The 11,841-nt window shown below is 72.7% G+C and carries 14 protein-coding genes; 2 read left to right on the top strand and 12 right to left on the bottom strand.

What is annotated here, in order from left to right; translation table 11 throughout:
- Nucleotides 1-67: 67 nt before the first annotated feature.
- The 6 genes from ACFFHC_RS04765 to ACFFHC_RS04790 form a co-directional block, all read right to left on the bottom strand.
- Nucleotides 68-1,282: a tyrosine-type recombinase/integrase gene (locus tag ACFFHC_RS04765; RefSeq protein ID WP_379803460.1), complete on the bottom strand. Its 1,215-nt coding sequence runs from the start codon at nucleotides 1,280-1,282 to the stop codon at nucleotides 68-70.
- A gap of 390 nt (nucleotides 1,283-1,672) precedes the next feature.
- Nucleotides 1,673-2,848 carry an XRE family transcriptional regulator gene (locus tag ACFFHC_RS04770; RefSeq protein ID WP_379803463.1) on the bottom strand — a complete coding sequence of 392 codons (1,176 nt, stop codon included), beginning with the start codon at nucleotides 2,846-2,848 and terminating at the stop codon, nucleotides 1,673-1,675.
- Between the two features lie 63 nt (nucleotides 2,849-2,911).
- Nucleotides 2,912-3,667: a hypothetical protein gene (locus ACFFHC_RS04775; protein WP_379803466.1), complete on the bottom strand. Its 756-nt coding sequence runs from the start codon at nucleotides 3,665-3,667 to the stop codon at nucleotides 2,912-2,914.
- A gap of 518 nt (nucleotides 3,668-4,185) precedes the next feature.
- The gene (locus tag ACFFHC_RS04780) at nucleotides 4,186-4,593 is read right to left on the bottom strand and encodes a hypothetical protein (RefSeq protein WP_379803469.1); all 408 of its coding nucleotides are present in this window, start codon (nucleotides 4,591-4,593) and stop codon (nucleotides 4,186-4,188) included.
- The gene (locus ACFFHC_RS04785) at nucleotides 4,590-5,312 is read right to left on the bottom strand and encodes a CpaE-like family protein (RefSeq protein WP_141762079.1); all 723 of its coding nucleotides are present in this window, start codon (nucleotides 5,310-5,312) and stop codon (nucleotides 4,590-4,592) included. Before ACFFHC_RS04785 ends, ACFFHC_RS04780 begins: the two co-directional genes overlap by 4 nt.
- Nucleotides 5,313-5,601: 289 nt before the next feature.
- A complete protein-coding gene (locus tag ACFFHC_RS04790; RefSeq protein WP_070705517.1) occupies nucleotides 5,602-6,465 on the bottom strand; it encodes a Fic family protein in 864 nt (287 codons plus the stop codon).
- A 135-nt stretch (nucleotides 6,466-6,600) separates the two neighbouring features.
- Between ACFFHC_RS04790 and ACFFHC_RS04795 the strand changes: the two genes are divergently transcribed.
- Complete coding sequence (locus ACFFHC_RS04795; protein WP_083323630.1) at nucleotides 6,601-7,074, top strand: phage holin family protein; 474 nt, start codon at nucleotides 6,601-6,603, stop codon at nucleotides 7,072-7,074.
- A gap of 88 nt (nucleotides 7,075-7,162) precedes the next feature.
- Here the strand turns inward: ACFFHC_RS04795 and ACFFHC_RS04800 are convergent, their stop codons facing one another.
- Both ACFFHC_RS04800 and nth read right to left on the bottom strand, forming a co-directional pair.
- A complete protein-coding gene (locus ACFFHC_RS04800) occupies nucleotides 7,163-7,858 on the bottom strand; it encodes an NUDIX hydrolase (protein ID WP_379803476.1) in 696 nt (231 codons plus the stop codon).
- The gene (gene nth / locus ACFFHC_RS04805) at nucleotides 7,855-8,589 is read right to left on the bottom strand and encodes an endonuclease III (protein ID WP_070705164.1); all 735 of its coding nucleotides are present in this window, start codon (nucleotides 8,587-8,589) and stop codon (nucleotides 7,855-7,857) included. The genes ACFFHC_RS04800 and nth overlap by 4 nt, the downstream gene beginning before the upstream one ends.
- A gap of 141 nt (nucleotides 8,590-8,730) precedes the next feature.
- On the opposite strand from nth, the gene ACFFHC_RS04810 reads away from it, so the two are divergent.
- Nucleotides 8,731-9,408, top strand: coding sequence for a Crp/Fnr family transcriptional regulator (locus ACFFHC_RS04810; RefSeq protein WP_070705160.1), 678 nt, complete (start codon nucleotides 8,731-8,733; stop codon nucleotides 9,406-9,408).
- 71 nt (nucleotides 9,409-9,479) lie between these two features.
- Here ACFFHC_RS04810 and ACFFHC_RS04815 read toward each other — a convergent pair whose 3' ends face one another.
- From ACFFHC_RS04815 to sp36, 4 genes are all read right to left on the bottom strand, one after another.
- On the bottom strand, nucleotides 9,480-10,211 hold the full coding sequence (locus ACFFHC_RS04815) for an MBL fold metallo-hydrolase (RefSeq protein WP_083323546.1): 732 nt from the start codon (nucleotides 10,209-10,211) through the stop codon (nucleotides 9,480-9,482).
- Nucleotides 10,212-10,312: 101 nt separating this feature from the next.
- A complete protein-coding gene (locus ACFFHC_RS04820) occupies nucleotides 10,313-11,185 on the bottom strand; it encodes an NUDIX hydrolase (RefSeq protein ID WP_379803479.1) in 873 nt (290 codons plus the stop codon).
- A gap of 8 nt (nucleotides 11,186-11,193) precedes the next feature.
- On the bottom strand, nucleotides 11,194-11,667 hold the full coding sequence (locus tag ACFFHC_RS04825) for a RidA family protein (protein WP_070705162.1): 474 nt from the start codon (nucleotides 11,665-11,667) through the stop codon (nucleotides 11,194-11,196).
- Nucleotides 11,667-11,825: a Sp36 family protein gene (sp36, locus tag ACFFHC_RS04830; RefSeq protein ID WP_141494177.1), complete on the bottom strand. Its 159-nt coding sequence runs from the start codon at nucleotides 11,823-11,825 to the stop codon at nucleotides 11,667-11,669. Before sp36 ends, ACFFHC_RS04825 begins: the two co-directional genes overlap by 1 nt.
- Nucleotides 11,826-11,841: the final 16 nt, after the last annotated feature.

Here is an 11,841-nt window from a genome sequence, read left to right on the forward strand (position 1 = left end):
GCTTCCCACGCACTGACAGGCGCTGCAGGGACGGTGGGGTCTGCTTGTGCCCAGCGGTCGTGTGGGTTCATGCGTTCAGCTCCTTCCACCCGGCAGTGAAGGTCTTCCATTCGCTGAGGTTGCGCAGTTCGGCGTCTTCGGTGACCCAGCCGTACATCTCCAAGGTGGTCTGGTAGTCCGCGTGGCCCAGGCGGCGCATGACCACGTGCGGTGGCACTCCTGCCAGGAGCAGGGCCGTGGCGTGGGTATGGCGCATCCAGTGCGGCCCCCAGTCCTGGGGAAGGTCCGGGTGGCGCCGCTTGATGGCTGCCACGCGGTCGTACACCGTGCCCGGAGCCATCGGTGCCCACAGGGGCTCGCGGGCGACGTTGACGAAGACCCAGTGCTGGTCGACCTCCGGGATGGCCAGGTCGATGCCGGCGTCGATCAGTTCCCACACGTAGGCGCTGTAGGCGGCCTCGAGTTCGTCGCTGATGTAGATCTGGCGGAACCGGTCGCTCTTGCTGCGGCACCCGTGAGGGTGGTCTTGGCGGGGTACCACGTCCACCCTTGGGGTGTCACCAGCGCCGACGTGGAAGTCGCAGTGCCGTAGCGACAGGGCCTCCCCCAGCCGCAAGGCGGTCTCGGGCAGCAGGGCGAACAGGAACTTGTCCCGCGCGGCCGACAGGCGCGCTTCTGGGGTGCTGTTGCGGGGCACGCAGTCGCCGACGATCGTGTTGATCTGCTCCGGGGTGAGTACCGGGGGACGGCCCCGGTGCGGCCTCCTGGAACGGTAGATCGGCCGGCCCCCCTGCGATGCCTTGCTGTGGTCGGTCACGCCGGCCAGGGCCCGCACGTAGGGAGCGCGTCGTGGCCGACCGGAGCTGTACAGGCGGCTGAGCGCCGTCTGGTGTCCGTTGGCGGAGGCCTGCCACGTGTAGAAGGCCAGGACGGCGGCGCTGCGCTGGGCGACGCTGGCCTCGGACAACCACACGCCAGGCGGACCGATACGCGCTACTGAGGGCAGGTCCCCGGTTCGCAGGTAGGTCAGGAAGGTCCCGAACAGGAAAGTCGGGAAATCCGTCCAATCCCACTGGCCATCCCCCAGCAGCGTGAACCACGCAGCCAGACCTCGGGCGTAGGCCTGGACGGTGTGCGGCGACGCCCGGTCCTGACGCAGAAAGTTCAGGTACTCCTCGACCGGGGTCACGGGCAGCCCCTGGGGATCCACGACCGTGTGCGTCTTCGACCCGTCGGGTAGTCGCGCCGTCAGGACCCGGGCGGCGGTCTCGACCTTGCTCACCGGCCGGCCTTCGGCTCTCGAGCAGTCCAATGGTCGCGGCCCGCGACGGACCCCAGATCGTGCGCATGGACCTGCTGCCAAGCATGCCGCAGGCTCTCCTCCCGGCTCCGGGTGCTGCTGGCCTCCCCTAGGTACAGCTCTCGGCGTCGACCTCGCTCGTGCCAGACCAAGTAGGCATAGACTCGGCGACCACCGGCGGTCTTGAAACGCACCCGGGCCAAGACCCGCCGTCCATCGTCGCCGCGGATGTGCCGGCGGGCGTGGCCGCCAGCGCTAGCGTCCTGATCGGTGGAGTTGTGACTCCGATTGTGGGGGTAGACCGACTGCCACGCATGGTCAGGGGTGGGCGTTGGTCGCCACGGCTGCTGACCTACGGGGCACATCGGTCAGTCACCCGAACTGTGCGTCAGGAGTGCTGGCGGGGTCGCCGGTGGTCACCAGGTGCAGCTTCGGTCGGGTCGGCCGGAAGGGCCAGGCGCTGCCCATCGAGTGGGACCAGTCCGACAGGGCGACATCGGTCAGAGCCTTCAGTTCGGCAGCGCTGTACCCGAATTCGACGCGGATGGAGTTCAAGGCGTCGTGCGCCGCGCGGGGCTGGATGGGGAAGCTGCAGTCGCGTGGGCCTCGTATCAGGTTGCGCGCGTTGAGCACCTTGAACCAGTAGCGGTACTGCTGGTCGGTCAGGTCCCCGTGGAGGTGGGCTCGCTTGATCAGGGATGGGATGCTCACGCCCCAGTAGGTGCTGAGTGCCTGCACGTGTTGCAGCTGGCTGGGGGTGATGCCCCGCAGCACGTCGTGGAGCTCTTCATAGGGTGCGAGGAACTCCCCGGCGAACAGGTCGGCCCGTTGTTCGACCTCCTTGATCCCGCCGTGCGGGGAGTCCAGGTCCATCACCAGGTGCCCCAGCTCGTGTGCCAAGGAGTGACGTTTGCGGTCCTCGGGGACGTCTGGTCGCAGCAGGACCACTGCCCTGACGGGCCCCGGGGTTCGCACCGTGATCGCATCGATGGCATCCATCCCCGCGGTCATCTCCAGGATGAACACCCCGGCGCTCTCCAGCTCGGCTGCCAGGTCCATGACGTGGTCGCCGATGCGCCAGGCGCTGCGCACGAGCTGCGCTGCTTCCACGGCGCCGCCGGACAGTCGGTCCACGTCGTGGGACGGCAGGTTCCGGGGGAACTCCACCCCCACCTCAGCGACGACCTTGTTGAGCATGAACGCGACCATGTTCGCCTGGGCCCGCACCTTGTTCCGTTGCCACTGCGGGGTCCTGGACTGGCTGCGAAAGTGGGTGCCCTCGGTGGGCTCCACTGGGACCGGCCGGCACAGCAGCTCGGGGCTGACCTCCAGCGCACTGGCGGCAGCCTCCAGCTTCGGCCCCATGAGTTGGGCTCGCCCGGACTCGATCTTCGAGATGTAACCGGGGGAGACGCCCATGAGTTCGGCAAGGTCCTTGCTGAGTATGCCTCGCCACTCCCGGACCAGCTTGACCGTCCCGTGGACGGCTACCTGCTCAGGCACCAGGAGCCCGGGGATTTCGGCCACGTAGCCCTGCGTCGTACTCATGCTCTGATCCTACTCTCGCTCCTCTCTCGGAACTCGTCCGGCTCTCCGCCGACCGGAAATTTTTTACTCGCTCTGCGCGTCCCGCTGAGTGCCCCGCGACAGGTTGGTGCCGAAGGTCGGACGGGGCGGGGCCGTGTAGGCAGCGGGCCGCAGGGCCGCCGCGCGCTGGGGCGACGCTCCAGCCGGCACCTGGTCCAGCATCGGGAACAGCTCTGCGAGCTGACCTAGCAGGGTCATCATGTCCAGCCACGGCACCCGAGCAGCATCACGCCGGCGCCACGAATCCAGTTGCCGCCGCGCCTCCCCCAAAGAGAACCAATAGGGATCCCACACTTCATCCGAGCTCAGCGGGGCTCGCAGCGTGCAGTCCCTCAAGCGGCCGGTGACCTCGGAGTAGTGCGGCACGAGCTCCACAGACAGGGGCTGACCGTCCAAGAGCTGCGGCGGGAGGGACTCGTCAGGCAGCTGCGCCCGGAACTTCCTGCGGCGCTCCGACCGAGGCTCGTTCGGGTCCGCCTCCAGGCGCAGGTGAATCCGCCCGTGCACCAGCAGCTCGACCCACCGATACGGAGCGTGGACGTACAGGCCTGGCTGCGACCGTGCCCACATCCCCATCCCGTTCGTCCACATGACGGTGCGCATGTTGCCGAGCATTTTGGGCACGACATCAGCCTTCTGGTCGCTGGGCACAGCCCACCGACAGAACTCGTGGGCGGCCTCGTCCGCCGCCAGCCCGATGGCCGCGATAGCTCCCAGGTGCGGCTGTATCAGGCGCAGCGCCTCGGACCTGCCCATGAAGTGGCCAGTCAGCATCTGCATGGTCTCTCCCAACGCCTTTCCTAATGTTGCTTCAATTCTGTCCTATGGGGGTAGAGTTTGACCCAGCGCGGCTCTTCTGGCCACAGGGGTCCAGCACTCGACGACTGCTTCCTGACAGCGCTTAGGCCCGTCCCCGTGCCGAGGCCCGAACAGGCGGCGTCGCCACCTCTGGGTTGCCCCAGCGCAGCACCCCTATTGCAGACAACGGTCGGCCGTGACACTCTCCGAGAAAATGAGGTGAATCCTCTACCCAGGCGAGGCACCCTCTAGTTCGACATCGCGCGTCTCATCCAACTGTGCGGATCGGGGCCACGATCAACCGTGAGAACGCTGGCTGGTTGCGATTGGCCATGCGCCAGCGATGAGGGCTGCAGCTGTGGCGCCAGTCAGCGATGGAGCGTTACAGACTTACTTCTCGCTACAGCGGCAGCAGTCCTTCGCCATCCAGTCCCGTCGACGAACATGCCCCAGATAACTCGTCACCCATGGCAAGTCGCTCCCCCTCCGAGACGTAGCAGTCACATGAGAGACGTCCGGTGGACCACCCTAGATAACCCGGGCAGTAGCCCGTCCACGCATGGTGCGGTGTCGTCCAGGCGCCGCCCGGCCAGGCCGGCCAGGCGCACCGCCAGCTGGCGCAGGTCCTCGGCCGAGCCCATCGGTGTGGCGTCGCGCTCCAGGCCCCGGCCGCGGTCCACCCAGACCCCGTCAGTGCCGTTGACCAGTACGTCGGTCACCCCGGGCTCGGCCAGCACGGGCTCCAACGGCCCGGCCCCCAGCACGCTGCGGCCCAACCGCTGGGACCGCTCGCGCACTCCTCGGTCCCCCAGACGCAGCCGCTGCGCCCCGGCCACCTCACCGACGGTGCGCTCGCTGGGAGCCCGCCCGCGGGAGATCTGCTCACGGATGCTCGACGGAGCGCTCACGACACACCCTCCACCGCACCGAGCAGCAGGGTGTCGGCCGCCTCGCGCACCGGCCCGTCGAACGCCCCGACGGGCCGCCCCTCCCGCTCGCACCGCCCCACGGTCGGGTCGTCGGCCAGCACGCCCTGCACCGGCAGCCCCGTGAGGTCCTCCACCGCGGGCACCAAGGCCCCGCCGGGGCGGTCCGTGCCACGCACCAGCAGGGACGCGTCCCCGGGCAGGGCGCCCAGCGTGCCGCGCAGGGCCGGCGCGACGGCCACCGTGGTGGGGCTCGACCCCACGAGCACCCACACGCCGTGGCACCAGCTGGCCCACCCGAGGAACTCCCCGGACCCCACCGGCGGCAGGTCCACCAGCACGAGGTCAGCGACGCCGGCCACCGCCCGGCGCGCGTGGTGCACCACGTGGCGGGGCAGGTCGGTCCACACCCCGGACCCGATGCCGTCGCGCGCCAGCAGGGCCACGCCGTGCGCCCTAGGCAGGGCGCCCACGAGCTCCTCGCCGGGCAACGCCCCGTCGCTGCGCACCAGGTCGTCCCAGTGCAGGCCGGGCGCGGACTCCATGCCGAGGGCGATGGCCAGCGCCGTGCCCCAGCGGGAGGTGTCCACGGCCACGGTGCGCAGTCCCGCCGAGGCCGCGCGCAGCGCCACGGCAGCGGTGAGGGTGGAGGCCCCCAGCCCGCCGGTGGCCCCGCCGATCCCGATCACGTGTGTCGTCATGGCCAGAACGATCGCGCCGGCCAGCACCCCCGCGCCGGGCCTCGACGGCACTCCTGTGGACCAGCCCCCGAGCCCGTCGGCAGAACACCCCCGGGCCTGTGGAGAACGGGAGATCCCCCGGGCAAAGCGAAGGCCCCAGCCGGGGGGGCAGCTGGGGCCTTCTGGCGCGCCATGCCCTGGGGGGGAAAGGCAGGTGCGCCGCGCGCTCAACCCGAAGGGAGCGCGTTGCAACCATGATGCACCCCGCTCGGGGCGAAATGCAAGACGGAACCGGACCACCCGGCCCCCGTCACACCCCCGGGAGCCGCCCGACCCGCACCGCGTCGCAGATCCGCTCCCCCGCCCGCGCCCCGCCGACGACTGCGTCACACACGTGCCGCACCCACAGTGCCACGCCCTCCGGGGTCCCCGTGGCGTAGGCCGCAGCGGCCCCCAGGTACTCCACCCCGCCGCCCGGGCGGTGCCCCGCCTCGACCACCGCCACCCCCATCGGGTCGAGCCCGCGGGAACGCACCACGGCCCGTTGCACCGCCCGCGCCACCACGCCGTTGCCACGCACGAAGGGACGCACCGCCAGCACCTCGGCGTGGGCCACGGCCGCCACCACCACCGCCGGCACCTCGGGGGGCGCGGTGAGCACCTCGCGCAGCCCAGCCAGCCGCTGCTGCACCTGCCGCACGTCCGGCGCCGGACCCATCTCCGTGAGCTCCCGCACCTGCTCCCCCTCGGCGCGGGGACGCCCCAGCTGGTCGTCGGCCACCAGCCCCCGGGCCGCGGCGGTGTGCAGGCGCGCCAGCACCTGGCTCGGCGAGGAACCCACCAACCCCTCCAGGTGCACCGCCTCCTCGGTGGCCCGCACCGCGCCCCGCACCACCGCCTCCACCGGGTCGGGCGCCGGCGACCAGGCGCGCGCCCCCACCATCGCCTCGCGCACCCAGTCCACGGGCAGCTCGGCCCCCTCCAACGATGCCGACGCCCACGCCCCGTGCACCCGCGCCTCGGTGGCGCACTCGGCGGAGCGCCGGCGCAGCGCCTCGTGCCAGCGCAGGGCGGTGCAGGCGTCGCGCGCCGCGTCGGCCGCCTCCCGCACGCCGGACAGCTCCGCCACGCGCAGCAGGGGGTGGGCGGAGGACGACGTGGGGGGCTGGACCATGCGCACAGCGTAGGGACCGGTCCCGGCGTGAGACGCGGCACTGTGCGGGGTGTGGACTGGCGCCCCGGCACGGCGGGGCGCACAATCGGGAGAAGACTCACTAGCATTGCCGCAGAACCGACGACGGGAGTAGTCATGGCCATCCCGGCCTCCAAGACCAACGTTTCCACCACCGGCCGCACCTCCGCGTCCGTGACCGAGCGCGCGAACGAGCGGTCCCTCGGCCAGATCGTCAGCGACGCCGCCGCCAACGCCCAGTCCCTGGTCCGCGACGAGATCGCCCTGGCCAAGGCCGAGATCAACCAGGACGTCCAGAAGGGCATCAAGACCGGCGCCGGCTTCGGCATCGCCGCCGTGCTCGCCGCCTACGGCTTCGGCATCCTGCTCATCGCCGCCGCCCTGGCGCTGGCCCTGGTGCTGCCGCACTGGGCCGCCTTCCTCATCGTGGCCGCCGTGCTCTTCGTCTTCGCCGGCATCGGCGCCCTGTTCGGCCTTTCGCAGATGAAGAAGATCAAGGGCAAGCCGGAGCGCGCCATCAAGGCCGCCGACCGCACCCAGAAGACGCTCAAGGCCGCGGCCGACCCCAACACCACCACGCCGCGCTCCTGACGTCCCGCCGGGACTGCGACGCACCGCGACGGCGGTCACCCCACCGGGGGTGGCCGCCGTCGCCGCGTCCGGGGACGGCCCGGCTCCCTCAGCGGTAGCCGTCCGGCACGTCGCGGACGTCGCGCGGGTCCCACGGCCGGTCGAGCCCACCGAGGCGCAGCACGGTGGAGAGCAGCCACCCCGTGTACCCCCAGACGAACAGTCCGTCCACGTCGAAACCCGGCGTCGTGCGCCCCACCCCGGGTAGTCGGGCGGTGAAGCGCCGCGCCGGGTCCACCAGGTGGCCCAGCGGCACCACGTGGATGCTGGCGACCTCCAGTTCGCTGCCCACGGACAGGGCGTGCGGCCGCTCCCACCAACCCACCACCGGGGTCACCGGGCGGAAGCTGGGCGCCACGGGCAACCGCGGCAGGCGGGCCACCATCTGCACCGATGCGGGGTCGAGGCACACCTCCTCGGTCCCCTCGCGGAGGGCGGCCTGCTCTGCGGTCTCACCGGCGTCCACCCCGCCACCGGGGAAGGACGCCTGGCCGGCGTGGTGCGCCAGACTCGACCCACGGCGGGTGAGCACCACCCCCTCGGGCCCCACGAGCACGAGGACGGCCGCGTCACGGCGAGCAGGCACCCCCTGCGCCGGCGGCGTGGCCAGCGGGCGGGCGAGGCGCTCCATCGGCGCGGCGTCGACGCGGGCCTGCAGGCCGGCGAGCCAGCGCGGCACCTGCAGCGGGTCGCCCGCGGCGGGCTCGTCGAACACCCAGGAGCGATCGGCCTCCGACGGGCTCACAGCACCACCCGTCCGTCCACCGGCTCCAGGCCGCGCGCCCGGGGCGGGAGCACGGCCTCGTCCTCGGGCAGGAACTCCACCGGCACCACGCCCTTGACCATCCCCCACGCCTGCCGGGGCGTGGTCACGCCGGTCTCGGAGGAGGGGCACCAGCGGGCCACGGGGCAGGCGCCGCAGGCGGGCCGGCGGGAGTGGCAGACGCGCCGACCGTGGAAGATCAGGGTGTGCGAGAGGTCGGTCCAGTCGCGGCGGGGGAACAGCTCGGCGACGGCGTGCTCCACCTTCACCGGGTCCTCCAGCGCGGTCCAGCCCATGCGCCGCACGAGCCGGCCGAAGTGCGTGTCCACCGTGAGGCCGGGGGTGTCGAAGGCGTTGCCCAGCACCACGTTGGCGGTCTTGCGCCCCACGCCCGGCAGGGTCACCAGATCGCGCAGCCGGCCGGGCACCTCGCCGTCGTAGCGCTCCACGAGCGCCTGCGCCAGCCCGATGACCGAGCGCGTCTTGGCCCGGTAGAAGCCGGTGCGGCGGATGAGCTGCTCCACCTCGGCGGGGTCGGCGGCGGCCAGCGCCACGGCATCGGGGTAGCGGGCGAAGAGCCCGGGGGTGACGGCGTTGACGGCCACGTCCGTGGTCTGGGCCGACATGACGGTGGCCACGAGCAGCTCGAAGGGATTGCGAAAGTCCAGCTCGCACTCGGCGTCCGGGTGGCGCGCGGCGAGCACCCGGTACATGCGGCGGGCACGTCGCGTGCGGGCCAGGTCGGTCTCGTCGGGGAGCGGGTCGGCCGCGGGCGCACTCACCGGCCCCACGATAGGCCGCCCCCTCCCGCCCCGATCCGCGGGTTCGGCTCTGTGGCGTGGCACACTGCAGGCGTGGACCTCGACATCGTGACCCGTTCGCCCCTGTTCTCCGGCCTGGACGAGGCCGCCGCCTCCGCCCTGCTCGAGCTCACCGAGCGCGGCACCTTCAAGCGGGGGCAGGTCATCTTCACCGAGGGCGACCCGGGCGACAAGCTCTACGTCGTCACCTCCGGCAAGATCAAGCTCTCCCGTACCAGCCACGACGGCCGCGAGAACCTGCTGGCCGTGCTCGGCCCGGGCGAGATCATCGGCGAGATCAGCTTCTTCGACCCGGGTCCCCGCACCGCATCGGCCATCACCGTGAGCGAGACCGAGGTGCTCTCCCTGGCCCACGCCCACCTGGGCCTCTTCCTGGAGCAGAACAGCGGTGCCTCGGTGGCCATGCTCGGCGCCCTGGCCCACCGCCTGCGCCGCACCAACGACTCCGTGGCCGACCTGGTGTTCACCGACGTGCCCGGCCGCGTGGCCAAGGCCCTGCTCGACCTCGCCGAGCGCTTCGGCACCGAGGACGGGTCCGGCATGCTGGTGCAGCACGAGCTCACCCAGGAGGAGCTGGCCCAGCTGGTCGGCGCCAGCCGCGAGACCGTCAACAAGGCCCTGGCGGACTTCGCCTCCCGCGGGTGGCTGCGCCTGGAGGCACGCGCCGTGCGCCTGCTCGAGGTGGAGCGCCTGCGCAAGCGCGCCCGCTGACCCCCCCACCCCATGACCCCCTGTGCCCGTCCCGGGCGCAGGGGGTCATGGGGTGCAGCAGGGTGCGCCGCTCAGGCGTGGGCGCGCAGGTACTCCAGCTGCGCCAGCACCGTGAGGCGGGCCGCCGGCCACACCTCGCGCGGCACGTCGGCGTACACGGTGCGCACCACCGCGTCGGCCAGGTCCTCCCCCGGCCCCGGCTGCACCCGCCCCGCCGCGGCGGCGACCTGCTCCAGGCGCTCCCGCCGGTGCTGCTGGTACCAGCCCACCACCCCGGCGGCGTCGGCCACGGACGGGCCGTGCCCCGGCAGCAGCGAGGTCACCTCGCCCGATGCCGTGAGCCGCTCGATGCGCTCCAGCGACCCCAGGTAGGCCTCCAGGTCGCCGTCCGGGTGGGCCACCACGGTGGACCCGCGGCCCAGCACGGTGTCACCGGTGAGCAGGTGGTTCTCGGCCGGCAGCACGAACGAGACGGAGTCCGCGGTGTGGCCGGGCGTGGGCACCACCACCAGGTCGAGCCCGCCCACGCTGAGGTGGTCGCCGGCCACGAGGTCGTCCTCCCCGCCCCGCACCACGGCACGCCGCACGGGCGCCCCGGTGAGGCGGTGGAAGGTGTCGGCCCCCTCGGCGTGGTCGCTGTGCCCGTGGGTGAGCAGGGTGAGCGCCACGCGCGCGCCCCGGGCCTCCACCGCGTCCACCACGGCGCGCAGGTGCTCGGGGTGCTCCGGGCCGGGGTCCACCACGACCACCTCGTCGCTGCCGGGCTCGGCCAGCAGCCAGGTGTTGGTGCCGTCCAGCGTCATCGGCGAGGGGTTGGGGCACAGCAGGCAGGTGGCGCGCTCGCCCACCGGGCCGCCGGTCCAGTCGGACCCGTCGGGCAGGTGGCTCGTGGAGGAGCGCACGCTCACCGCCTCCAGGGGGTGCGCATGACCAGACCGTCGGGGGCGTCCGGCCCCACCGGCACCTCCTCGGGCCAGGGCATCACCTCGGGCACCTCGTGGCGGCCGGCCAGCACCTCGGCGGCACTGCCCGCAGCCCGCAGGTCCTCCAGCGCGGCGATGGTGGGCGGCAGCATCAGCCCCGCGTCACCGGCAGCGCGCTCCAGCACCGCTGCAGGACGCTCCCAGCTGGCCGACACGGCCTCGCTCGTGCCGTCGTCGGGCTCCTGCCCCTCGGGGATGCGGGCGGCGAAGAACCACGTGTCGTAGCGGCGCGGCTCGCACTCGGGGGTGGTCCAGTGGTCCCGGACGCTGAGGCACTCGGTGCGCACAGTCAGCCCGAGCTCGGTCAGCAGGTCGCTGAACGCCACCTCGCGGGCCTCCACGCGGCGGCGTCCCTCCACGGCGGCCGGGGCACTCGCCTCGGCCTCGCTCACGGGACGTCCGTCGGGGTGGGCGGCCAACAGCACGCCGGTCTCCTCGAACACCTCGCGCGCGGCGGCCAGCACCAGCTGCTGCGCCGATGCCGGCGTGGTGCCGGGCATGCGGGCCGACCACTCCTGCGGCGTGGGCCCCGACCAGGCGGCGTCGGTGACCTCGTCGCGCGGGTCCACCCCGCCTCCGGGGAAGACCATCATGCCCGGCGCGAAGGCCATCGAGGCCGCGCGCGTCTGCATGAACACCTCGACGCCCTGTGCGCCGTCGCGCACCACCATCACGGTGGCCGCGGCGCGGGGCGCCACCGGGGCGGGGCGGTCCGCCTCCGGGGTGTCCAGCCAGGCACGCACCGCCGGCACGAGGGCCGGCGGCATCGGGAAGTCGCGGTGCGGGGTGGTCACGCGGGCCCTCAGGACCGGACGGCCAGGACGACCTCGACCTCGACGGGCGCGCCGAGCGGCAGCGCCGCCACGCCCACGGCCGAGCGGGCGTGCTCGCCGGCCTCGCCGAAGGCGGTGCCCATGAGCTCGCTCGCCCCGTTGACCACGGCCGGCTGGCCGGTGAAGCCGGGCTGGCTGGCCACGAAGCCCACCACCTTGACCACGCGCTCGATGCGGTCCAGGTCGCCCACCACGGACTTGGCGGCGGCCAGCGCGTTGACGGCGCAGATGCGGGCCAGCTCGGCGGCGCGCTCAGGCGTCACGTCGCCGTCACCCTCGCCCACCACGCCGGTGCCGGCCAGGGTGCCGTCGACCACCGGCAGCTGGCCGGAGGTGTAGACCAGCCCGGCGTGCTCCGTGGCGGGCACGTACACGGCCACCGGCTGGGGTGCCGGCGGCAGCTCGACGCCGGCCTCGGCCAGGCGCTGCTCGACGGCCCCCATCAGGCGCTCTTCTCGCGCTTCAGGTAGGCCACCGGGTTGGAGCCCTCGGGCCCCGGGATCACGGTGACGAGCTCCCAGCCGTCCTCGCCCCACTGGTCGAGGATCTGCTTGGTCGCGTGGACGATCAACGGAACGGTGGCGTACTCCCATGTGCGCATGGATCGGAGCCTATAG

It is taken from the genome of Kytococcus schroeteri, assembly GCF_042433515.1.
GTDB lineage: Bacteria > Actinomycetota > Actinomycetes > Actinomycetales > Dermatophilaceae > Kytococcus > Kytococcus schroeteri.